Source organism: Streptomyces sp. NPDC006879 (assembly GCF_042869595.1).
GTDB lineage: Bacteria > Actinomycetota > Actinomycetes > Streptomycetales > Streptomycetaceae > Streptomyces.
On record NZ_JBIAGC010000004.1, the window covers coordinates 84,702 to 106,089 of the forward strand.

Here is a 21,388-nt window from a genome sequence, read left to right on the forward strand (position 1 = left end):
GTCCAAAGACGGTCAGTTGTGGCTGTGCAGGACCTCGTTGAGCCCGCCCCAGACCGCGTTGTTCGGTCGGGCCTCGACGGCACCGGTCACCGAGTTGCGTCGGAAGAGGATGTTGCTGGCTCCGGAGAGCTCCAGGGCCTTGACGATCTGCCCGTCCGGCAGCGTGACCCGGGTGCCCGCGGTGACGTACAGACCGGCCTCGACGATGCACTCGTCACCCAGGGCGATACCGACGCCCGCCTCGGCTCCGACCAGGCACCGCTCACCGATCGTGATGATCTGCTTGCCGCCCCCGGAGAGCGTCCCCATGGTGGAGGCTCCACCTCCGATGTCCGAGCCGTTTCCGACCACCACGCCGGCGGAGATGCGGCCTTCGACCATGGAGGTGCCGAGGGTCCCAGCGTTGAAGTTGACGAAGCCCTCGTGCATCACCGTGGTGCCCTCGGCCAGGTGGGCGCCGAGGCGGACCCGGTCGGCGTCGGCGATGCGCACGCCGACGGGGGCGACGTAGTCCGTCATCCGGGGGAACTTGTCGATCGAGGTGACCTGGAGGTGCAGGCCCTCCGCCCGGGCGTTGAGCCGGGCGGTCTCGACCTGGTCGACGGCCACCGGGCCGAGCGAGGTCCAGGCGACGTTGGCCAGGAGACCGAAGACGCCATCGAGGTTCTGCCCGTGCGGCTTGACCAGGCGGTGGCTCAGCAGGTGCAGGCGCAGGTAGGCGTCGTGGGCGTCCAGCGGCTTGTCCTCAAGGGAGGAGATGACGGTGCGGACCGCGACCACCTCGACGCCCCGGCGCGGGTCCGAGCCGACGGCCTTCGGCGCGGCGGCGCCGAGCAGCTCGGCCGCCTGCTCGGCGGTGAGGCGCTCGGTACCAGCGGGGCCGGGCTCAACGGCCAGCGCGGGGGCGGGGAACCAGGTGTCGAGTACGGTGCCGTCGGCGGCGATGGTGGCAAGTCCGGCGGCGACGGCGCCGGTGGTACGCGTAGCAGTCATGCCCGAACGCTAACCGGCGACGGCCCGTGTGGGCGAACCGGTCTCAGGTGCCGGTCCCGCTGTTTCGACGGCCTCCCGCGTTCCGGGAGCCGGCTGCTGCTGCGGGACGGCTCGGGGCCATCGTCCGGTGCGCCCCGCCGCGCTCAGCACCGCGAGACCCGCCATCGCCCCGAGGGCCGCGCACAACGGCCAGAGCAGGCCCGGGGCCCACTGGTACAACAGGCCCCCGAGGGCAGGGGCGAGGACGACCCCGCTGACGGAAACCCCGGCGTAGAGGCTCTGGAATCTGCCGCGGAGGTGCTCTGGTGCCTGATCGGCGACGTAGGCGGTGGCGGGGGTCTTGTAGAGGATCTCCCCGATGCTCAGCAGGGCCATCATCGTGATGACGGAGGCCAAGCCCGCCCCGGCCGGCAGGACGGCGAAGCCAGCGCCGACCAGCAGCAGCCCGGAGCCCACGAGGTGCAGGGGGGAGCGACGTCGCAGGGCGACGGCGGCGGGCAATTCCAGCAGCAGGATGATCCCGCCGTTGACGGCCAGGATCAGGCCGTAGAACCGGGTGTCCATGCCGTGTTCGGCGAGGTAGACCGGGAAGGTCGAGTACTGCTGGCGGTAGACGAGGTCGGTGACCCCGACGGCTGCGAGGAGCACCAGCACGGCGGGCCGCGTGCGGAGTTCACGCAGGAGGCCGTTGGCGGCAGCTGTGGGCGCCACACCCGCCACCGGAGCCCCGGCAGGCACCGCTCGGGCGGCCCACAGGGCCACGGCCAAGGTCCCGAGGCCATCGGCGAGGAAGAGCACGTCGTAGGAGAACGCTGTGGCCAGGAGGGCTCCGAGCGGTGGGCCGAGGGTGAGGCCGCCGTTGGCGGCGCAGCGCATCACCGCGTAGGCGGTCCGGCGTGACCCCTCGGGGACGATGGAGGCGATCAAAGCGGAGTTCGCGGCGCGGATCACGCCCGCGCCGTACTGGGCCAGCGGAAGAGCGGCGTAGAGCAGCCCGGTGGCCAGCAGGGGCAGGGCCATCAGCGCGGTCGCGGTGAGCGCGGACGCCACCAGCAGTACGTTGCGGTGACCGTAGCGGTCGCCGAACCAGCCTCCAGTGAAGTTGCCGGCGATCAGTCCGAGGCCGCCGATGGCGGTGAGGACGCCAGCGTCCGCCGCGGAGAGGCTCCTCGGTCCGGTCAGGTACACGAAGACGAAGACGAACGTGAAACTGACGACGGCATTGACGAACCCTCCGGCGGCCAGGAGCCAGATGGCCCGTGGAACCTCGCGCAGGCCTTTCACCCAACCCCCCGAAGATGTTAGTTCCTTTTGGGAACTCACTATCCCAGCGTGACAGCCTGAGGTCAACGGCTCACCGGACCCGGGAGGGACCACATGGCTCAGCGCACCCACTTCGACGACACCAACTGCGCCATCGCCCAGGCTCTTGACGTGGTCGGCGACTGGTGGACGCTGCTGATCGTGCGGGACACCGCCCGCGGGGTGCACCGCTTCGACGCGCTCCAGCGCGAACTGGGCCTGTCCCGCAAGGTCCTCACCGAACGACTGCGGATGCTGGTCGAGGCCGGGGTGCTGTCGCGGGAGCCCTACCAGGACCGTCCACCGCGCCACGAGTACCGACTCACCCCGCGTGGCCGCGGACTCCTGCCGGTACTCGTGGCGCTCCAGGACTGGGGTGACACCTGGGTCCTGGGCGAGGGGACGACATCGGCGACGACCGATGCACACTCGCGCGAAGCCGCGCGGGTCCATGCGCTGAAGGGCACCCGGCTACCGGAGCTGAGGCTGTCCGGGCCACAGGAGGCAACGCTCGACCCCGTCGCAGCCTCCCCGTTCACGGTGCTCTACTGCTTTCCCGGCGCGTACGCACGCCCCGAGGCCTACCCCCCGGGCTGGTCACAGATCCCGGGCGCCCCGGGCTGCACGCTGGAGTCGGCAACCTACCGGGACCGACTCGCGGAGTTCACGTCGGCCGGCGCGAGCGTGCGCGGGGTCTCCACCCAGCGCCCCGACGAGCAGCGGGACTTCGCCGCCAAGGAGCGCCTGGGGTTCACACTGCTGTCTGACGCGGACCTCACCCTCACGGCAGCGCTGCGGCTGCCCACCTTCCGGGCCGCCGGGACGAGCCGGCTCAAACGGCTGACCCTGGTGGTGGACCAGGACCGCACCGTGCGCGAGGTCATCTACCCGGTGCGCGACATCGAGTCGAGCGTCGAGGCCGCCCTGCGGGCTGTTCACCCATGACCGCCCTCAGCGCGGCACCAGGACGCGACCGAGGACCTCCCGCACGTACTCCTCTTCGTAGTCGGCATCCGTGAGGAGGACCTGGAGACAGATGCCGTCCATGACGGCCACCAGCGCCCGTGCGGTGAGCGGGTCGGTGCGGGCCGACAGGGCCTCGGCCACCCCCTCGCACCACTCGGCGGCCACCGGCCGCAACGCGGGGCGGCGCAGCGCTGCGAGGTAGAGCTCGTACTCCAGCTCCGCTCCGGGGCGCTCGCCGGCCAGCCACTGGCCCAACAGGCCCGCGAGCTCCGTAGCAAGATCCACGTCGGGGTTGGTCAGCGCCCGGCTCTGCGCCACCTTCTGGGCGAGGCCCTCGTTGGCCTGCCGCAGGGCGGCTACCAGGAGGTCGTCCAAGGTCTTGAAGTGGTACGTGGTCGAACCCAGGGGGACGTCCGCCTCGGCGGCCACCGACCGGTGACTGAGGCCACCGATGCCGCGCTCACCGACCACCCGGATCGCCGCGTCGATGATCCGCGACCGCCGCTGGGGGTCGTAGCGGCGGGCCATCAGTGGGCGCCACCGAGGTTGAGGAGGACCACCCCACCCACCACCAGCGCCAGGCCGGCTAGCTTGGCCGCGGTCACGGCCTCCCCGAGGAAGATCATGCCGATGGCAGCGATGGCCGCGGTACCGACTCCGGCCCAGACGGCATAGGCGGTGCCGACCGACATGCTCTTGAGGGTCTGGGCGAGCAGGGTGAAGGCGATGGCATAGCCGACCAGCGTGCCGAGGGACGGCCACAGCTTGCTGAAACCATCGCTGAACTTCATCGAAGTGGTCCCGGCGACCTCGGCGGCGATGGCCGCGGCCAGCAGTACATAGGGCATGCGTGCGAGTGTACGCAGCCTTATGTACACCCGTACACAAACGGCCCAGTCCTTTCCGGTGAACAACGAAACAGCCCCCGGCTAACGCCGGGGGCTGTCGTGCCGTCCGCAGAGGACTCAGACGTTGAATCCGAGCGCGCGCAGCTGCTCACGACCATCGTCAGTGATCTTGTCCGGACCCCACGGTGGCATCCAGACCCAGTTGATCCGAAGTTCGTTGACGATGCCCTCGGTCGCCGACTTCGCCTGGTCCTCGATCACGTCGGTCAACGGGCAGGCCGCCGAGGTCAACGTCATGTCCAACGTGGCGATATTGGCGTCGTCGACGTGGATGCCGTAGATCAGGCCGAGGTTGACGACGTCGATGCCCAGCTCGGGGTCGACCACGTCGTAGAGGGCCTCTCGGACCTCCTCCTCGCTCGCCGGCTTGGTGGCCACCGAGCCCTCTGCCACAGGGCTCTGCGCCACGGCCTCGGTCGCGGTGTTCTCGGTCTCGCTCATGCGGTCTTCCTCTCGGCGCCGTCACCCAGAGCCTGGGCCGTCGCGTCCTTCCATGCCATCCAGCTCAGCAGAGCGCACTTCACCCGAGCCGGGTACTTGGAAACGCCGGCGAACGCGACGGCGTCCTCCAGCACCTCTTCCATCGCCTCGTCGGGCTCGATCTGACCCTTGGACTGCATCAGCTCAAGGAAGGTGCTCTGGATCTTCTGAGCTGTGGCCAGGTCCTTACCGACGAGTAGCTCGTTCAGCACTGAGGCGCTGGCCTGACTGATCGAACAACCCTGACCCTCGTACGACACGTCGGTCAGGGTCTCGCCGTCGTACTTCACGCGCAGCGTGATCTCGTCACCACACGTCGGGTTCACGTGGTGTACCTCGGCGTCGCCCTCGCGCAGACCGCGCCCGTGCGGGTGCTTGTAGTGGTCCAGGATCAGCTCCTGGTACATCGAATCCAGCTTCACGGCGTCCTCGTCGTCCCTGTGGCCTTCGTGACCGTCATCCGAAGAAGTTTCGTACGTGCTCCAGGCCGTCGACCAAGGCGTCGACATCCGCCGGAGTGGAGTACAGATAGAACGACGCCCTGGTGGTCGCAGGAATTCCGTAACGGAGGCAGACCGGGCGGGCGCAGTGGTGACCCACCCGTACGGCGATGCCCTGCTCGTCAAGCACCTGGCCGACATCGTGCGGGTGGATGTCCCCAAGGGTGAAGGAGATCGCCGCCCCGCGGTCCTCGGCCGTTGCCGGGCCGATGATGCGCAGGTCGGGCACCTCCAGGAGGCGCTTGACTGCGTACTCGGTGATCGCGTGCTCATGGGCGGCGATCTTGTCCATGCCGATCGCGGACAGGTAGTCCACGGCCGCGCCGAGGCCGACGGCCTGGGCGATCGGAGGCGTACCGGCCTCGAACTTATGCGGCGCCGGCGCGTACGTGGAGGAGTGCATCGAGACGGTTTCGATCATCTCGCCGCCACCGAGGAAGGGCGGCAGGTCCTCCAGCAGCTCCTGCCGGCCCCAGAGCACGCCGATACCGGTCGGACCGCACATCTTGTGACCGGTGAAGGCCACGAAGTCGGCGCCCAGCTCCTGGACGTCGATCGGCATGTGCGGCACCGCCTGGGAGGCGTCGATCAACACCAGCGCGCCGACCTCCTGGGCGCGCCGGACGATCGCCTCCACCGGGTTCAGGGTGCCGAGGATGTTGGAGACCAGCACAAAGGAGACGATCTTCGTCTTCTCGGTGATGACCTCGTCGAGGTCCGACAGGTCCAGACGGCCGTCGTCGGTGAGACCGAACCACTTCAGCTTCGCGCCCGTACGCTGCGCGAGCAGCTGCCAGGGAACGATGTTGGAGTGGTGCTCCATCTCCGTGATGACGATCTCGGTCTCGCTGTCGACCCGGTAGGGCTCATCCGCCCAGCCGAGCATGTTCGCGACCAGGTTGAGCGACTCGGAGGCGTTCTTGGTGAAGATCACCTCGTCCCGGCTCGGGGCGTTGATGAAGGTGGCGACCTTGTCGCGGGCACCTTCGTACAGCGCCGTGGCCTCCTCGGCGAGCACGTGCACGCCACGGTGAACGTTGGCGTTGTGGCGCTCGTAGTACTCGTTCAACGCGTCGAGCACCTGACGCGGCTTCTGGGAGGTCGCCGCGTTGTCCAGATAGACGATCTTCTTCCCGTCGTGGACCACACGATCCAGCAGGGGGAAGTCCTTGCGGATCGCCTCGCCAAGCAGTTGGGACTCAGTGAGGAGGCCAGGCAGCTGTGTCACGCGGTAGCGCCACCCTTCACGTAGCGGTCGTAGCCCTCGGCCTCCAGCTGGTCCGCGAGTTCGGCGCCACCGGATTCGGCGATGCGGCCGTTCGCGAACACGTGCACGAAGTCGGGCTTGATGTAGCGCAGGATGCGCGTGTAGTGCGTGATCAGCAAGGTGCCGACCTCGCCGGTCTCACGAACGCGGTTGACCCCCTCGGAGACGATGCGCAGGGCGTCCACGTCCAGGCCGGAATCGGTCTCGTCGAGGATCGCGATCTGCGGCTTGAGCAGCTCCAGCTGGAGGATCTCGTGGCGCTTCTTCTCACCGCCGGAGAATCCCTCGTTCACGTTGCGCTCGGCGAAGGCAGGGTCCATGGACAGCCGCTCCATGGCCTCCTTGACCTCCTTGACCCAGGTGCGCAGCTTGGGGGCCTCGCCGCGGATCGCGGTCGCCGAGGTGCGCAGGAAGTTGGAGACGGAGACGCCGGGCACCTCGACCGGGTACTGCATGGCGAGGAAGACACCGGCGCGGGCGCGCTCGTCGACGGACATCGCCAGGACGTCTTCGCCGTCGAGGGTCACGGTGCCACCGGTGACGGTGTACTTCGGGTGACCGGCCAGCGAGTACGCCAGGGTGGACTTGCCGGAGCCGTTGGGGCCCATGATGGCGTGCGTCTCGCCCTGCTTGACGGTCAGGTCGACGCCCTTGAGGATCTCGCGGGAGCCGTTGTCCGCCTCGACGGTGACGTGCAGATCGTGGATTTCAAGCGTTGCCATGGGTGTCTCAGGACTCCTGGGTGAGGGAGACGAGCACGTCGTCCCCTTCGATCTTTACGGGGTATACGGGGACGGGGCGCGTGGCGGGGAGCCCGGACGGCTTGCCGGTGCGCAGGTCGAAGGCGGAGCCGTGCAGCCAGCACTCGATCTGGCAGTCCTCGACTTCGCCCTCGGAGAGGGAGACGTTCGCGTGCGAGCAGATGTCGTGGATCGCGAACACCTCCCCGGCGGTCGACACGATGGAGAGCGGCGTGCCGTCGAGCTCCACCCTCTTGGGGGTGTCCTCGCTCAGCTCGCTCAGTGCGCAGGCCTTCAGGTACGTCATCAGACCGATGCTTCCAGCTCGGCCTCGATCTTGGCGATCAGACGCTCCTCGATGTCCGGGACACCGATCTGCTGGACCAGTTCGGCGAAGAAGCCGCGCACCACCAGACGGCGCGCCTCGTCGGCCGGGATGCCACGGGCCTGGAGATAGAACAGCTGTTCGTCATCGAAACGCCCGGTGGCGGACGCGTGTCCGGCGCCGACGATCTCGCCGGTCTCGATCTCCAGGTTCGGCACCGAGTCCACCCGCGCGCCATCCGTGAGGACCAGGTTGCGGTTCATCTCATAGGTGTCGGTGCCCTCGGCGGCCTTCTCGATCAGCACGTCACCGATCCACACCGCGTGCGCGCCCTCGCCCTGCAACGCGCCCTTGTAGACGACGTGCGACTTGCAGTGCGGCACCGAGTGGTCGACCAGCAGACGGTGCTCCTGGTGCTGGCCCTCGTCGGTGAAGTACAGGCCGAAGAGTTCCGCCTCTCCGCCGGGCCCCGCGTAGGTCACGCGCGGGTGCAGACGCACCACGTCGCCGCCGAAGGTGACGACGACCGACTTGAAGCTGGCGTCCCGGCCCAGTCGGGCGTTGTGCTGGGAGCAGTGGACGGCGGTGTCGTCCCAGTCCTGCACGGAGACGAAAGTGACCTTGGCGCCGTCGCCGATGAGGAAGTCCACGTTGGCGGCACGTACGCCGTCGCCGGTGTGGTCGATGACGATGACGGCCTCGGCGAAGGGCTGCACGTCGAAGACCGTGTGGCCGAAGGTGGTTCCGCCTTCGCCGTGCAGGGTGACCCGGATCGGCTCGGAGAGCACGGCCTCCTTGGGCACGGTGACGACCGTGGCCTTGGCGAAGGAGGTGAAGGCCTGCGCGGCGACGCGGTCCACCGGGGTGCCGGCCTTACCGACCCTCGGGTCGGCGCGCTCCACCGACTCGACGGTGACCTCTTCGGGGGCCTCGATGGACGCCTTCATCGTGCCGGTGGCGGTCGCGGTGCCGTCGTGCAGCCCGCGCAGGCGCTCCAGCGGGGTGAAGCGCCATTCCTCCTCGCGGCCGTGCGGCACGGGGAAGTCGGCCGCGTCGAAGGACGGGGGCGCGCTCATCCGGGTGGCGACGGTGGACTCTGCGGCCACCGCGATCGCGCCGGCGGTGGTCGAACCCGCCGGAATGTTCTGAGCCTCAGCCATGGCTGTCGTCTTGCTCTCTTCCTACGTCTTGCGTCAAAGGGATCTGCGCTGCGGGGTGAGGGCCGGCCTGATCAGCCGACCGAACCCTCCATCTGCAGCTCGATCAGCCGGTTGAGCTCCAGGGCGTACTCCATGGGCAGCTCCCGCGCGATCGGCTCGACGAAGCCGCGCACGATCATCGCCATGGCCTCGTCCTCGGACAGGCCGCGGGCCATCAGGTAGAAGAGCTGGTCGTCGGAGACCTTGGAGACGGTCGCCTCGTGCCCCATGGTGACGTCGTCCTCGCGGACGTCGACGTACGGGTAGGTGTCGGAGCGGGAGATGGTGTCGACGAGTAGCGCGTCACACAGGACGTTGCTCTTCGAGCCGGGGGCACCCTCACCGATCTCGATGAGTCCGCGGTAGGAGGTGCGGCCACCGCCCCGGGCCACCGACTTGGAGACGATGTTCGAGGAGGTGTTCGGAGCCATGTGGACCATCTTGGCACCGGCGTCCTGGTGCTGGCCCTCGCCGGCGAAGGCGATGGAGAGGGTCTCACCCTTGGCGTGCTCGCCCATGAGGTAGACAGCCGGGTACTTCATGGTGACCTTGGAGCCGATGTTGCCGTCGACCCACTCCATGGTCGCGCCCTCGTAGGCCACGGCACGCTTGGTCACCAGGTTGTAGACGTTGTTCGACCAGTTCTGGATCGTCGTGTAGCGGCAGCGACCGCCCTTCTTCACGATGATCTCGACCACGGCGCTGTGCAGCGAGTCCGAGGAGTAGATCGGCGCGGTGCAGCCCTCGACGTAGTGGACGTACGCGTCCTCGTCGACGATGATCAGCGTCCGCTCGAACTGGCCCATGTTCTCGGTGTTGATCCGGAAGTAGGCCTGCAGCGGGATGTCGACGTGGACGCCCTTGGGCACGTAGATGAAGGACCCACCGGACCACACGGCCGTGTTCAGCGAGGCGAACTTGTTGTCGCCCACCGGGATCACGGTGCCGAAGTACTCCTGGAAGAGCTCCGGGTGCTCCTTGAGCGCGGTGTCGGTGTCCAGGAAGATGACGCCCTGCTCCTCCAGGTCCTCACGGATCTGGTGGTAGACGACCTCGGACTCGTACTGGGCGGCGACACCGGCGACCAGGCGCTGCTTCTCGGCCTCGGGGATGCCCAGCTTGTCGTACGTGTTCTTGATGTCCTGAGGCAGGTCCTCCCAGGAAGCGGCCTGCTTCTCGGTGGAGCGCACGAAGTACTTGATGTTGTCGAAGTCGATGCCCGACAGGTCGGAGCCCCAGTTCGGCATGGGCTTCTTGTCGAAGAGCCGCAGGCCCTTGAGTCGAAGCTTCAGCATCCACTCGGGCTCGGACTTCTTGTCCGAGATGTCGCGGACGACATCCTCGGACAGACCCCGCTTGGCAGCGGCGCCGGCCACGTCGGAGTCGGCCCAGCCGTATTCGTAGGTGCCCAGGCCATCGAGCTCAGGGTGGGCAGTCTCCGTGGGGAGAGTCATGCGGGGTTCCTCCCGGCCGTACTTGCAGATGCTGATGTGGTGGTCTGTGGTGCGGCGCTTCGCGGGATGAACGTCGTGCACACCCCGTCGCCGTGGGCGATGGTGGCCAAACGCTGCACATGCGTCCCGAGCAAGCGCGAGAAGACTTCGGTCTCCGCCTCGCAGAGCTGCGGGAACTGCTCGGCCACGTGGGCGACCGGACAGTGGTGCTGACAGAGCTGTTCGCCACTGTGCGGACCGGGTGCGCTGCGCGCCGTAGCAGCGTACCCGTCGGCGGTCAATGCCTTGGCCAGAGCCTGAGTGCGACCCTGCGGCTCGGCGGCTTCCATGGCCCGCCGGTAGCCCTCAGTCTGCGCCTCCATACGGGCCCGGGCGAATGCAGCGACGGCCGCCTCCCCCCGCTCTCCGCCACCCGCGGCTTGCGAGATCCAGCGGAGCGCCTCGACAGCGAGCTGGTCGTAGGACTGGTCGAAGGCATCCCGCCCGCAGTCGGTGAGGGCGAAGGCCTTGGCCGGCCGGCCCCGGGTGCGCGCACCGTAGACACGCTGCTCACGCGGGGCGACCACGTCGTCGGCGACGAGCGTGTCGAGGTGTCGTCGAACTGCGGCCTGGGTCAGGCCCAGCCGCTGGGCGAGGTCCGCGACGGTGGAGGGGCCGTGGTCCAGGATCGAGCGCGCCACGCGGTTGCGGGTGGACCGCTCCCCGGTCGCGAGCTCCCCCTGGGGGGCCTCCGTCAGCCGTTCGCCTTTTTTCACAACACCATTGTTGCGTAAATAGCCGAGGGGCGACAAGCCGTGATCGACGCCACCCCTGGTGGCCTCCATCACTTAGGGTTACCTAATTTAGGCGCCCGGTGTTACTCCGCGTCACGGACAGCAGGGTGTGTGCAGCCCGTCCCCGACGCCCGGCTCCAAGGCCCGCACCCCCACGTCGGCCAGGCGCGAAGGGCCGCCGGCGGACACCCAGCCCCCTGCGTACCGGGCAGCACGTGGCGCCCCCGGCCCGGCCGTGCCGCCCGCCCCGGGGCCGGCGCCCCGTCGCCGCCTTCGTAGACTCGCCCGCATGACGAATCACCCCGCCGACCCCGCCGTGCTCATCCGCGGTCTGGTGAAGCGGTACGGCGAGAAGACCGCGGTGGCCGGACTCGACCTGGACGTCCGCTCCGGTGGCGTGACCGCGGTCCTCGGCCCCAACGGGGCGGGCAAGACGACCACGGTGGAGACCTGCGAGGGCTACCGCCGCCCCGATGCCGGAACGGTCCGCGTGCTGGGTCTGGACCCGGTGGCGGACGCGGCCCGGCTTCGGCCCCGTGTCGGGGTGATGCTGCAGTCCGGCGGCGTGTACTCGGGAGCCCGTGCCGAAGAGATGCTGCGTCACATGTCCAAGCTGTACGCCCACCCACTGGAACTCGGTCCACTCATCGAACGCCTGGGTCTTGAGGGATGCGGGCGCACCCCGTACCGCAGGCTCTCCGGCGGCCAGCAACAGCGGCTGTCCCTGGCCATGGCCGTGGTGGGCCGCCCCGAACTGGTCTTCCTGGACGAGCCCACCGCCGGACTCGACCCACAGGCCCGACGGGCCACCTGGCAACTGGTGCGGGAACTGCGCGCCGACGGCGTCACCGTGGTGCTGACCACCCACCACATGGACGAGGCCGAGCAACTCGCGGACGACGTCGCCATCGTCGACCGGGGCAAGGTCATCGCCCGGGGAACCCCCGAGGAACTCTGCCGGGGCGGCGCCGAGAACACCCTGCGCTTCACCGGACGCCCAGGACTGGACCTGGCGGCCCTGCTCAAGGCGCTGCCCCACGGCTGCACCGCCCTCGAACCCCATCCCGGCGGCTACCGGATCACCGGGGACGTCGGGCCGCAACTGCTGGCCACCGTCACCTCCTGGTGCGCGCAACACGGAGTGATGCCCGACAGCATCTCGGTGGAACGCCACACCCTGGAGGATGTCTTCCTCAAGCTGACCGGCAAGGAGCTACGCGCATGAGCGCCGGGACATTCACACCCGCCCCCGGGGCGGCCCCCCTGGGCCGCATGATCGCGGCGCAGACCGCCCTGGAAACCAGGATGCTGCTGCGCAACGGCGAACAACTGCTCCTCACCGTGATCATCCCGGCGCTCCTCCTGGTGCTCTTCGCCTCCGTCGACATCGTCGACACCCCCGGCCCCGGCGCCTCCGTGGACTTCCTCGCCCCGGGCGTCCTGGCGCTGGCCGTCATGTCCACCGCCTTCACCGGCCAGGCCATCGCCACCGGCTTCGACCGACGCTACGGGGTACTCAAACGACTGGGTGCCTCACCGCTGCCGCGCTGGGCGCTGATGGTGTCCAAGACCCTGTCGGTGCTGTTCACCGAGGTGCTCCAGATCGCCCTGCTCACCGCGATCGCCTGGGGCCTGGGCTGGTCCCCGCACGGCAACCCGCTCTGGGTGCTGCTGCTCGTCCTGATGGGCACCGCAGCCTTCTCCGGCCTCGGTCTGCTGATGGCGGGCACCCTCAAGGCCGAGGCCACCTTGGCAGCGGCCAACCTGGTGTTCCTGCTCCTCCTCGTCGGCGGCGGGGTCGTCGTGCCGCTTTCGAAGTTCCCCGCCGAAGTCCGTTCCGCCCTGGAAGTCTTGCCCGTGTCGGCTCTCTCCGACGGCCTGCGTGAGGTGCTGCAACACGGCGCGGGGATGCCCTGGGGCGCACTGGGCGTCCTGACCGCCTGGGCCGTCCTCGGCCTGGGTGCAGCAGCGAGGTTCTTCCGCTGGGAGTGAGGCCGCTGCGAGCGAGGCGAGGCGCTCGGCCCACGCTCTAGGATGACCGCCGGGCACATCGCGTTGCCAGGACCACGAGCGCTGGGGGGCGGCCATGACGCAGCGGGAGACCGCTCTACGGCTGGACGAGGAGTGGGCCCGGGCCCGCCTGGACGAACAGGGGCGGCACGCTGCGGGCGATGACCGCGAGCGGCTCCTGGGCGAACTGATCTCCACCCTGCGCCGGCTGGCCGGCGATGACCCCGAGTGTTCCGCCCGGCTCGGCCTTCGCCTCGGCGACCTGGCCGGACGTCGCTTCGCCCAGGGCAACCGCCTGGCGGCACTGACCGCGATCGAGGAAGCGCTGGTCCATTCCGAGCGTGCGGCAGCGCACTCGGCGGAGTTCGCCCGCTGGCACGCCCGAGCGCTGATCAATCACGGCGTGTGGCTCGCCTGGCCACTGAGCGATGAGGCCAGGATCCCCCGTCATCCACTGGGGTCCGCGGGCGAGGAGGGCCCGAGCGCCGGCGAGGTGGCTGCCGGACGGCGGGCCTGCGACCAGACACGGGCCGCCGTCGACGTGTGGCTGAACTTGGACCAGGACGACCCGACCAACCGCCGCGGTCTGGCGCAGGCCAAGGTGTTCATGGGCGACCGGCTGGCGGAGCTGGGCGCCAACGAGGAGGCCATCGCCTGGTGCGTGGCCGCCGAGGACGACTTCCGTTCCGTACTGTCGAGCCGCTCCCCCGGCTGGGAGGAGGCGGCGGAGGCCCTCGACCACATCGCCCGCCAGCTGCGTCTGCGCCTGCACTACGTGCCGCGGGGCGGGCTGGAGCGGCTGCGCGGCGAGGGCCGCTTGCCGGACCGGCACCTGCCGCAGGCCGTGCTGGCCGCGCGTATCCGCGGTGACGCACCGGCGCGGATCGCCGAACGGTTCCAACTCCCGGACGAGCGGGTGCGAGCCGTGCTGGACACCGCGTCCTGGCTGGCCGTGTGGCTGTTCGAGGTGCGTGCCCCGGACGGGACATGGACCGCGCAGGAACACCCCTGGCACAGTACGGCCACCGTGACCGACCGCAGCGCCGAGGACGTCGGCTCCGAGCTGGCGGAGGAGTTCCTGCGGTCGCCGGCGGCTCCGGGGCCGGACGGACAGTGGCGGGTGCGGGTGTGGTGGCAGCGCCGGGGAGACCCGGCCGCCGCCCTCTACCGGCGGACCCGCTCGCTGTCCGGTATCCGCCCGGTCTGAGCACCGTCCGTCCAGTCCTGGGCACCGGTCTCCGCCCCTCGTGAAAGTTTGCACAAGTCGAGCCCTACGATGGTGCTCGTGTTGACCCCCCTCGCTTTCATCGCCCAACGCTGGACCCCCACGCCCCGGACCGTACGTCGTGCCGCGCTCGCCGCCCTTGTGATGAGCGTGGCCATCGTCGTCACCGGCGGCGCGGTACGACTGACCAGCTCCGGGCTGGGCTGCGACACCTGGCCCAAGTGCACGGACGAGAGCCTGTTCGCCACTCCCGAACAGGGATTGCACGGCGCGATCGAGTTCGGCAACCGGATGTTGACGTACGTGCTGTGCTCGGCGATCGGCTGGTCGATCATCGCGGCGCGGTCCGCCAAGCCGTGGCGCCGTTCCCTGACCCGGCTCGGCTGGCTGCAGTTCTTCGTGGTGATGGGCAACGCCGTCCTCGGCGGCATCACGGTGATGACCGGCCTCAACCCGTTCAGCGTGGCCGGGCACTTCCTGCTGGCCACCGCGCTCATCACGGTGACCACCATCGGCTGGCACCGTACGGGCGAGGGCGACGCCCCGGCCCGGCCCCGCGTCCCGAAGCCGGTGCGCAAGCTGTCCTGGGCGTTGATCGCCACCACCCTGGTGCTGGTGGCCGCGGGTACGGTCGTCACCGGCTCGGGTCCGCACGCCGGTGACAGCAGCGAGGTCGAGCGCATGCCCTTCGACTGGGCCACCACCGCACACGTCCACGCGATCGCCGCGTGGGTGGTGTGTGCCCTGGCCCTGGCCCTCTGGCTGGCGTTGCGCGTGGTGGACGCACCGCACGACACCCGTGCCCGCGCCCGAGACCTGCTGCTGGTACTGGTTGCCCAGGGGGCGATCGGCTACGTGCAGTACTTCACCCAGCTGCCCGAGCTGCTGGTGGGCGCCCACATGTTGGGGTCCTGCCTGGTGTGGATCGCGGTGCTACGCGTGGCGCTGAGCCTGCGTGAACGTCCCACCCCGGCGGCGGGCATCCCGGCGCAGCAGGAATCCGCGCTCTCCCCGGCCTGACGTCCCGTGCCCGGCCGGCTGGCCCACGGGCCTCACCTCAGGGCGTAGACGCGACGTGCGTTGCCAGCGGCGATCATGGCGGCGACCCGTTCCGCATCCGGACGGCACCAGGCTCCGTCGCCGACCCAGCCGCCCAGGACACGGGCGAGCGCTTCGCGGAACACCCGCGCGCCGACCACGTGCAGTTCCGGGATCCGACGCCCGCCGCTGGAGAACAGCAGCTTCCCGAACGGAGCCAGCTCCAGGAGCTCGGCCAACACCTCGCCGGCCCTCGCCCCGGTATGGGCGAGGGCCGGCCCCAGGTCCGCGTAGACATGGGGGAAGGCACTCGCCAGATGGGCGGCGTGCCGGTGGTAGGGATAGCCGTGCAACAGCACCAGGTCGGTGCCCAGGCCGCCGATGGCGCGGACGAAGTCGGTGAGCAACATCGGGTCGGTGCGGTCGATGCGCAGTACCGGCTCGCTGGTTCCGGCGTGGAGTTGCAGGGGCAACCCACAGTCCACGGCGCTCCACAGGAGGTGGCGCAGGAGGACGGGATCACGCACCGGTCCGCCGCGCCGACGTCCGGCCAGCCAGCGGCCGGCGGCGCCGCGCACTTGTGCGAGTGCGGGTGGTTCAGGGGCGAAGGCCAGAGCGGAGCCGTTGCCGGCCACGGAGGTGAAGGCCACCGCGGTACTGGCTGCGGCGTGCAGGGCCTCGTCGAGGTTGGTCAGGAAGGAGTCGACGGTGCCGGAAGTGTCGGCCACCTGTTCGGCGAGCTGTTCCAGTCGGACGATCTCGTGCGCTTCGGCGTCGCCGACGGCGGCGAGCTCGGCCGGAGCCGTCAGGTCACCGTGTGGTCCGGTGTCGACCAGGTAGGCGCCGATGCCTGATCCTCGCAGCAGCCGCCGCCCCGACTCCAGGGCGCCGAGTTCCCGGCGACGGGCCAGGTAGCGGGCCGGCGGGCAGTGCGGCTCCAGCCCGAGCAGGGGCGGGCACCAGCGGCGCACCGCGAAGCCGGTCTGGGTGTCGAAGAAGGTGGTACCGGAGGCGGGCGGGCCGGCGGCCCGGCCCAGCTGGGCCTCGAAGGTGCCAAGGCCCAGGTCCGTGCGGAGCACCCCGTGGCAGTACTGGTCCACCAGGGGCGGCGTTTCGATCATCCGGGCATCCCGTTGTGGACGTGCGGTTCGCGCTGTCACACGTCCTAACGGGTGAGCCCCACGTCAGGTGTTGCTCGTGCTGGTGCTCGGTTGGGCACCCTCGTCGCCGGCACCCGCTTCGGGGGTCGGCACGGCGGCCTTGGGGGCGGGCGGGTTGGCCGGGCCGCCGAGCTGGATCCCGGCCATCCGCGTCCACTCGTACGGGCCGGTGCGCACCTTGGCCGCGAAGTCTCCGTCGAAGGACTCGTGGAGAGTGAGGCCGGCCTTCTCGGCGGCGAGCTCGGCGACGGCGTGGCTGGGGGCGACCAGGTCGCCCCAACCGCCGTCGGTGCCCACGAGGACGATGCGCGTGCCCATCTGGCCGAGGTATGCGAGCTGCCCTTCGGCACCGCCGTGGGCCTGCGCGAAGGCGCCGATCTGCCGGGCGAGCTTCGCCGCCCCGCGCTCCTGCTTGGTGTCTGCCATGACAGGAATGCTACCGACCAGTAGCCGGAGGGCGCCAGTGGCCTGGAACCATCGCCACAACGGCGCGGGCCCATGCCCCACAGGGAGCATGGGCCCGCTCAACCGTGGCCGGTCACACCGGCACGGACGCCTCAGCGAAGGAAGGGGTCCACCGCGACCGCGACGAAGAGCAGCGAGACATAGGTGATGGACCAGTGGAACAGGCGCATCTCCTTGAGCTTGGCGCCGGTGACACCCGCCTTGGCGCGCGTCTGGAGCGCATGCGCCTCCCACAGCCACCAACCACCGGCGGCCAGGGCAGCCGCCGTGTAGAACCAGCCGGTGAAACCCAGGGGTTGGAGCAGCAGGGAAACGGCGACCATCACCCAGCTGTAGAGGACGATCTGTCGGGCGACGACCTGATTGCCCGCCACGACCGGGAGCATCGGCACACCCACCCGGGCGTAGTCCTCCTTTACCTTCATCGACAGCGGCCAGTAGTGCGGCGGCGTCCAGAAGAAGATGACGAGGAAGAGGATCACTGCTGCCCAGGACATCGAGTTCGTCACCGCGGACCACCCGATGAGCACCGGCATGCAGCCCGCGATGCCACCCCAGACGATGTTCTGTGCGGTCCGACGCTTGAGCAGCATCGTGTAGACGACCACGTAGAAGAGGAGCGCCCCGAGGGCGAGTCCGGCGGACAGCCAGTTGACGAGCAGGCCGAACCAGAGCGTGGAGACCACCGCGAGAACGAGCCCGAAGACCAGCCCCTCGCGCGGACTGACCATGCCGGTCACCAAGGGGCGCTGCGACGTACGGTCCATCAGCGCGTCGATGTCCCGGTCGATGTACATGTTCAAGGCGTTGGCGCCGCCGGCCGAGAGGTAACCGCCGATGCAGGTCGCGAGGACCAGCTTCATCGACGGCACACCCTGCTCGGCCAGGAACATCACCGGCACTGTGGTGATCAGCAGAAGTTCGATGATCCGCGGCTTGGTCAATGCCACGAAAGCCATGACCCGGGCCCCGAGCGGGCGGTGGCCGGGGCTCGTCCCGAGCACCCCCGCTGGACGGGATTCGACGGCCGTCACGCACACCCCTGACGAAAGACTCCCAGCAAGCCCTAGGTATTCGGGCGTGAATGCCCGGAAAAGACTTGCGCGTACCACGCCACTCTAGACGTTGCCCACAGGTCGCCCCGCGCCGGGGTGGGTCGTGTTGGACCGTACGACCGGGAGGCGAAGGGCAGCTCATCCGCGCACCCTGGAGTGGAAGGAGAGTTACCCCAGATACCAGTGTCGAAAAGATGCGCGCCGCCGCGAGGGTAGGCTCGGCCACGCGCCGGTGCACCTGCCGTCACCGGGATTCGACATGTGGAGAGGAGCCCTGACCCAGGGTGAGCACCAAGCCGACCACCACAGACCTCGACTGGACCGAGTTGGACCAGCGGGCCGTTGACACCGCCCGCATCCTGGCCGCGGATGCCGTACAGAAGGTCGGAAACGGCCACCCCGGTACGGCCATGAGCCTGGCACCTGCCGCGTACACCCTCTTCCAGAAGGTGATGCGCCACGACCCGTCCGACCCCGAGTGGGTCGGACGAGACCGTTTCGTGCTGTCCGCGGGCCACTCCTCCCTGACTCTCTACATCCAGCTCTACCTGGCCGGATTCGGCCTGGAGCTGGACGACCTCAAGGCCTTCCGCACCTGGGGGTCGAAGACCCCCGGCCACCCTGAGTACGGGCACACGGCGGGCGTCGAGACCACCACCGGGCCTCTGGGGCAAGGTGTGGCCAATGCCGTCGGCATGGCCATGGCCGCCCGCTACGAGCGAGGCCTGTTCGACCCGGACACCGCTGCCGGGGCCTCGCCGTTCGACCACATGGTGTACGCCATCGCAGGTGACGGGTGCCTCCAGGAGGGCATCTCCGCCGAGGCGTCCTCCCTCGCGGGCCACCAGAAGCTCGGCAACCTCGTGCTGCTGTGGGACGACAACCACATCTCCATCGAGGGCGACACCGAAACGGCGGTGTCCGAGGACACCCTGAAGCGGTACGAGGCCTACGGCTGGCACGTCCAGCGGGTTGCTCCGCAGGAGAACGGCGACCTCGACCCGCAGGCGCTGTTCGAGGCGCTCGCCGCGGCCAAGGCCGAGACCGAGCGCCCGTCCTTCATCGCCATGCGCTCGATCATCGCCTGGCCCGCACCGCACGCCCAGAACACCGAGGCCGCGCACGGCTCGGCACTGGGCGATGAGGAGGTCGCGGCCACCAAGCGCGTCCTGGGCTTCGACCCCGAGCTGAGCTTCGAGGTCTCCGACGCGGTGATCGGGCACACCCGCCGGGCCGTGGACCACGGCCGCGAGGTTCGTGGTGAGTGGGAGAAGGAGTTCGCCGCCTGGCGGACCGCCAACCCCGAGCGCGCCGCCGAGTTCGACCGCATCAACGCGGGCGAACTCCCCTCGGGCTGGGAGGACTCCCTGCCGGAGTTCGAGCCTGGCAAGGGCCTCGCCACCCGTGCCGCCTCGGGCAAGGTGCTCCAGGCTCTCGGCGCTGTCGTCCCGGAGCTGTGGGGCGGCTCGGCGGACCTCGCCGGCTCCAACAACACCACCATCGACAAGAACTCCTCGTTCCTGCCGGCGGACAACCCGCTGCCGGAGGCGGACCCCTACGGCCGCACCATCCACTTCGGCATCCGCGAGCACGCCATGGCAGCCGCCATGAACGGCATCACACTGCACGGTCACACCCGCGTCTACGGCGGCACCTTCCTGGTGTTCTCCGACTACATGCGCAACGCCGTGCGGCTGTCCGCGCTGATGCACCTGCCGGTGACGTACGTGTGGACGCACGACTCCATCGGTCTGGGCGAGGACGGCCCGACCCACCAGCCGGTGGAACACCTCGCCTCGCTGCGCGCCATCCCGGGTCTGAACCTGGTCCGCCCCGCCGACGCCAACGAGACCGTCGTCGCGTGGCGCGAGATCCTGCGCCGCCACACCAAGGTCTACGGCAAGGGAGCCCCGCACGGTCTGGCCCTGACCCGTCAGGGCGTGCCGACCTACCCGCGCAACGACGACGCGGCCAAGGGCGGCTACGTGCTGTTCGAGGCCGAGGGTGGTGAGCCCGAGGTCATCCTCATCGCCACCGGCTCCGAGGTGCATCTGGCCGTCGACGCCCGCGAGCAGCTCCAGGCCGACGGGGTGGCGACGCGCGTCGTGTCCATGCCCTGCGTCGAATGGTTCGAGGCGCAGGAGCAGTCCTACAAGGACAGCGTCCTTGTGCCGTCCGTGAAGGCCAGGGTCGCCGTCGAGGCGGGCATCGGCCTGACCTGGTACCGGTACGTCGGCGACGCGGGCCGCATCGTGTCGCTGGAGCACTTCGGCGCTTCGGCCGACGCGAAGGTGCTCTTCCGCGAGTTCGGCTTCACCGCTGACGCGGTGGCCGCCGCCGCCCGGGAATCGATCGCTGCCGCAGCGCGCTGACGCCGGTAACAGACAAGTAGGAGATGCAATTCTCATGACAGACGCACTCAAGCGCCTCTCCGACGAAGGCGTGGCGATCTGGCTGGACGACCTGTCCCGCAAGCGGATCACCTCCGGCAACCTGGCCGAGCTGATCGATCAGCAGCACGTGGTGGGTGTCACCACCAACCCGTCGATCTTCCAGAAGGCCATCAGCAGCGGCGACGGCTACCAGCAGCAGCTGGCCGACCTCGCCGCCCGCAAGGTCACCGTCGACGAGGCCATCCGCATGATCACCACCTCGGACGTCCGCGACGCCGCGGACATCCTGCGGCCGGTGTTCGACGCGACCCAGGGCCAGGACGGCCGGGTCTCCATCGAGGTGGACCCGCGGCTCGCCCACAACACGACGGCCACGATCGCCGAGGCCAAGCAGTTGGCCTGGCTGGTGGACCGCCCCAACACCCTCATCAAGATCCCGGCGACCAAGGCCGGCCTGCCTGCGATCACCGAGGTCATCGGTCGGGGCATCAGCGTCAACGTCACGTTGATCTTCTCGCTGGAGCGCTACCGCGAGGTCATGGACGCCTACCTGGCGGGCTTGGAGAAGGCGAAGGCGGCGGGACTGGACCTGTCCAAGATCCACTCGGTTGCCTCCTTCTTCGTGTCCCGGGTGGACTCCGAGATCGACAAGCGACTGGACGCCCTGGGCACCCCGGAGGCCAAGGAGGCCCGCGGCAAGGCGGCCCTCGCCAACGCCCGCCTGGCGTACCAGGCCTACGAGGAGGTCTTCTCCTCGGAGCGCTGGGTCGCCCTGGACAAGGCGCAGGCCAACAAGCAGCGCCCGCTGTGGGCCTCGACCGGCGTGAAGGATCCGGCGTACAAGGACACCCTGTACGTGGTGGACCTGGTCGCACCGGGGACCGTCAACACCATGCCGGAGGCCACTTTGGAGGCCACCGCCCACCACGGCGAGATCAACGGCGACACCATCCGCGGCACCTACGAGCAGGCCCAGGCCGAGCTCGACGCCGTCGCGAAGCTCGGCATCTCGTACGACGATGTCGTCCAGCTGCTGGAGGACGAGGGCGTCGAGAAGTTCGAGGCGTCCTGGAACGATCTGCTGGCCTCGACCGAGGCGGAGCTCAAGCGCCTCGCCCCCTCGGAGGGCTGAGCA

At 69.5% G+C, this 21,388-nt stretch carries 21 protein-coding genes and 1 pseudogene; 7 read left to right on the plus strand and 15 right to left on the minus strand.

All coding sequences use genetic code 11. The features are described from left to right. Window positions 1-12 precede the first annotated feature (12 nt). Window positions 13-993 carry a 2,3,4,5-tetrahydropyridine-2,6-dicarboxylate N-succinyltransferase gene (dapD, locus tag ACFYMC_RS04850; protein ID WP_388518866.1) on the minus strand — a complete coding sequence of 327 codons (981 nt, stop codon included), beginning with the start codon at window positions 991-993 and terminating at the stop codon, window positions 13-15. A gap of 9 nt (window positions 994-1,002) precedes the next feature. Further along, on the minus strand, window positions 1,003-2,316 hold the full coding sequence (locus tag ACFYMC_RS04855; protein WP_388518869.1) for an MFS transporter: 1,314 nt from the start codon (window positions 2,314-2,316) through the stop codon (window positions 1,003-1,005). A gap of 54 nt (window positions 2,317-2,370) precedes the next feature. Here ACFYMC_RS04855 and ACFYMC_RS04860 point away from each other — a divergent pair, with 54 nt between their 5' ends. Beyond that, complete coding sequence (locus ACFYMC_RS04860) at window positions 2,371-3,240, plus strand: winged helix-turn-helix transcriptional regulator (protein ID WP_388518872.1); 870 nt, start codon at window positions 2,371-2,373, stop codon at window positions 3,238-3,240. A gap of 6 nt (window positions 3,241-3,246) precedes the next feature. On the opposite strand, the gene ACFYMC_RS04865 is transcribed toward ACFYMC_RS04860, so the two are convergent. From ACFYMC_RS04865 to ACFYMC_RS04910, 10 genes are all read right to left on the minus strand, one after another. Continuing rightward, entirely contained in the window at window positions 3,247-3,789 is a 543-nt protein-coding gene (locus ACFYMC_RS04865; RefSeq protein ID WP_388518875.1) for a TetR/AcrR family transcriptional regulator, read from the minus strand. Then, window positions 3,789-4,109, minus strand: a complete 321-nt coding sequence (locus tag ACFYMC_RS04870) for a DMT family transporter (protein WP_388518878.1) — start codon at window positions 4,107-4,109, stop codon at window positions 3,789-3,791. The genes ACFYMC_RS04865 and ACFYMC_RS04870 overlap by 1 nt, the downstream gene beginning before the upstream one ends. A gap of 117 nt (window positions 4,110-4,226) precedes the next feature. Continuing rightward, window positions 4,227-4,610, minus strand: coding sequence for a metal-sulfur cluster assembly factor (locus tag ACFYMC_RS04875; RefSeq protein WP_388518881.1), 384 nt, complete (start codon window positions 4,608-4,610; stop codon window positions 4,227-4,229). Beyond that, the gene (sufU, locus tag ACFYMC_RS04880) at window positions 4,607-5,071 is read right to left on the minus strand and encodes a Fe-S cluster assembly sulfur transfer protein SufU (protein ID WP_388519264.1); all 465 of its coding nucleotides are present in this window, start codon (window positions 5,069-5,071) and stop codon (window positions 4,607-4,609) included. The genes ACFYMC_RS04875 and sufU overlap by 4 nt, the downstream gene beginning before the upstream one ends. Window positions 5,072-5,105: 34 nt before the next feature. Then, complete coding sequence (locus tag ACFYMC_RS04885) at window positions 5,106-6,377, minus strand: cysteine desulfurase (protein WP_388518884.1); 1,272 nt, start codon at window positions 6,375-6,377, stop codon at window positions 5,106-5,108. Then, window positions 6,374-7,138 (minus strand): Fe-S cluster assembly ATPase SufC, encoded by a 765-nt coding sequence (gene sufC / locus ACFYMC_RS04890; RefSeq protein WP_388518886.1) that lies wholly within the window; start codon window positions 7,136-7,138, stop codon window positions 6,374-6,376. Before sufC ends, ACFYMC_RS04885 begins: the two co-directional genes overlap by 4 nt. A gap of 7 nt (window positions 7,139-7,145) precedes the next feature. Continuing rightward, on the minus strand, window positions 7,146-7,463 hold the full coding sequence (locus ACFYMC_RS04895) for a non-heme iron oxygenase ferredoxin subunit (RefSeq protein WP_388518889.1): 318 nt from the start codon (window positions 7,461-7,463) through the stop codon (window positions 7,146-7,148). Beyond that, window positions 7,463-8,641: a Fe-S cluster assembly protein SufD gene (sufD, locus tag ACFYMC_RS04900; protein ID WP_388518892.1), complete on the minus strand. Its 1,179-nt coding sequence runs from the start codon at window positions 8,639-8,641 to the stop codon at window positions 7,463-7,465. The genes ACFYMC_RS04895 and sufD overlap by 1 nt, the downstream gene beginning before the upstream one ends. A gap of 71 nt (window positions 8,642-8,712) precedes the next feature. After that, window positions 8,713-10,134 carry a Fe-S cluster assembly protein SufB gene (sufB, locus tag ACFYMC_RS04905; RefSeq protein ID WP_388518895.1) on the minus strand — a complete coding sequence of 474 codons (1,422 nt, stop codon included), beginning with the start codon at window positions 10,132-10,134 and terminating at the stop codon, window positions 8,713-8,715. Continuing rightward, the gene (locus ACFYMC_RS04910) at window positions 10,131-10,889 is read right to left on the minus strand and encodes a helix-turn-helix transcriptional regulator (RefSeq protein WP_388518898.1); all 759 of its coding nucleotides are present in this window, start codon (window positions 10,887-10,889) and stop codon (window positions 10,131-10,133) included. Before ACFYMC_RS04910 ends, sufB begins: the two co-directional genes overlap by 4 nt. 307 nt (window positions 10,890-11,196) lie before the next feature. On the opposite strand from ACFYMC_RS04910, the gene ACFYMC_RS04915 reads away from it, so the two are divergent. The 4 genes from ACFYMC_RS04915 to ACFYMC_RS04930 all read left to right on the plus strand — a co-directional run bounded on the left by ACFYMC_RS04915 (window position 11,197) and on the right by ACFYMC_RS04930 (window position 15,162). Continuing rightward, complete coding sequence (locus ACFYMC_RS04915) at window positions 11,197-12,132, plus strand: ABC transporter ATP-binding protein (RefSeq protein ID WP_388518901.1); 936 nt, start codon at window positions 11,197-11,199, stop codon at window positions 12,130-12,132. After that, window positions 12,129-12,899: an ABC transporter permease gene (locus ACFYMC_RS04920; RefSeq protein ID WP_388518904.1), complete on the plus strand. Its 771-nt coding sequence runs from the start codon at window positions 12,129-12,131 to the stop codon at window positions 12,897-12,899. The genes ACFYMC_RS04915 and ACFYMC_RS04920 overlap by 4 nt, the downstream gene beginning before the upstream one ends. A gap of 94 nt (window positions 12,900-12,993) precedes the next feature. Beyond that, window positions 12,994-14,124 carry a hypothetical protein gene (locus tag ACFYMC_RS04925; protein WP_388518907.1) on the plus strand — a complete coding sequence of 377 codons (1,131 nt, stop codon included), beginning with the start codon at window positions 12,994-12,996 and terminating at the stop codon, window positions 14,122-14,124. Between the two features lie 69 nt (window positions 14,125-14,193). After that, window positions 14,194-15,162, plus strand: a complete 969-nt coding sequence (locus ACFYMC_RS04930) for a heme A synthase (RefSeq protein ID WP_388518910.1) — start codon at window positions 14,194-14,196, stop codon at window positions 15,160-15,162. A 32-nt stretch (window positions 15,163-15,194) separates the two neighbouring features. On the opposite strand, the gene ACFYMC_RS04935 is transcribed toward ACFYMC_RS04930, so the two are convergent. The 3 genes and pseudogenes from ACFYMC_RS04935 to ACFYMC_RS04945 form a co-directional block, all read right to left on the minus strand. After that, window positions 15,195-16,301 carry an amidohydrolase family protein gene (locus ACFYMC_RS04935; RefSeq protein WP_388518913.1) on the minus strand — a complete coding sequence of 369 codons (1,107 nt, stop codon included), beginning with the start codon at window positions 16,299-16,301 and terminating at the stop codon, window positions 15,195-15,197. Between the two features lie 153 nt (window positions 16,302-16,454). After that, window positions 16,455-16,766: pseudogene (locus ACFYMC_RS04940) on the minus strand (hypothetical protein); the annotation flags it as partial. Window positions 16,767-16,897: 131 nt separating this feature from the next. Further along, window positions 16,898-17,845: a heme o synthase gene (locus ACFYMC_RS04945; protein WP_388518915.1), complete on the minus strand. Its 948-nt coding sequence runs from the start codon at window positions 17,843-17,845 to the stop codon at window positions 16,898-16,900. A gap of 299 nt (window positions 17,846-18,144) precedes the next feature. Between ACFYMC_RS04945 and tkt the strand changes: the two genes are divergently transcribed. Beyond that, window positions 18,145-20,232, plus strand: coding sequence for a transketolase (gene tkt / locus ACFYMC_RS04950; protein ID WP_388518918.1), 2,088 nt, complete (start codon window positions 18,145-18,147; stop codon window positions 20,230-20,232). Window positions 20,233-20,266: 34 nt separating this feature from the next. Continuing rightward, window positions 20,267-21,385, plus strand: a complete 1,119-nt coding sequence (gene tal, locus ACFYMC_RS04955) for a transaldolase (RefSeq protein ID WP_388518921.1) — start codon at window positions 20,267-20,269, stop codon at window positions 21,383-21,385. Window positions 21,386-21,388 lie beyond the last annotated feature (3 nt).

Coding starts and splice junctions, on each gene's coding strand:
- dapD (WP_388518866.1), bottom strand. CDS start 993: ATGACTGCTACGCGTACCACCGGCGCCGTCGCCGCCGGACTTGCCACC.
- ACFYMC_RS04860 (WP_388518872.1), top strand. CDS start 2,371: ATGGCTCAGCGCACCCACTTCGACGACACCAACTGCGCCATCGCCCAG.
- ACFYMC_RS04865 (WP_388518875.1), bottom strand. CDS start 3,789: ATGGCCCGCCGCTACGACCCCCAGCGGCGGTCGCGGATCATCGACGCG.
- ACFYMC_RS04870 (WP_388518878.1), bottom strand. CDS start 4,109: ATGCCCTATGTACTGCTGGCCGCGGCCATCGCCGCCGAGGTCGCCGGG.
- ACFYMC_RS04875 (WP_388518881.1), bottom strand. CDS start 4,610: ATGAGCGAGACCGAGAACACCGCGACCGAGGCCGTGGCGCAGAGCCCT.
- sufC (WP_388518886.1), bottom strand. CDS start 7,138: ATGGCAACGCTTGAAATCCACGATCTGCACGTCACCGTCGAGGCGGAC.
- ACFYMC_RS04895 (WP_388518889.1), bottom strand. CDS start 7,463: ATGACGTACCTGAAGGCCTGCGCACTGAGCGAGCTGAGCGAGGACACC.
- sufD (WP_388518892.1), bottom strand. CDS start 8,641: ATGGCTGAGGCTCAGAACATTCCGGCGGGTTCGACCACCGCCGGCGCG.
- sufB (WP_388518895.1), bottom strand. CDS start 10,134: ATGACTCTCCCCACGGAGACTGCCCACCCTGAGCTCGATGGCCTGGGC.
- ACFYMC_RS04915 (WP_388518901.1), top strand. CDS start 11,197: ATGACGAATCACCCCGCCGACCCCGCCGTGCTCATCCGCGGTCTGGTG.
- ACFYMC_RS04920 (WP_388518904.1), top strand. CDS start 12,129: ATGAGCGCCGGGACATTCACACCCGCCCCCGGGGCGGCCCCCCTGGGC.
- ACFYMC_RS04925 (WP_388518907.1), top strand. CDS start 12,994: ATGACGCAGCGGGAGACCGCTCTACGGCTGGACGAGGAGTGGGCCCGG.
- ACFYMC_RS04930 (WP_388518910.1), top strand. CDS start 14,194: ATGGTGCTCGTGTTGACCCCCCTCGCTTTCATCGCCCAACGCTGGACC.
- ACFYMC_RS04935 (WP_388518913.1), bottom strand. CDS start 16,301: ATGATCGAAACGCCGCCCCTGGTGGACCAGTACTGCCACGGGGTGCTC.
- tal (WP_388518921.1), top strand. CDS start 20,267: ATGACAGACGCACTCAAGCGCCTCTCCGACGAAGGCGTGGCGATCTGG.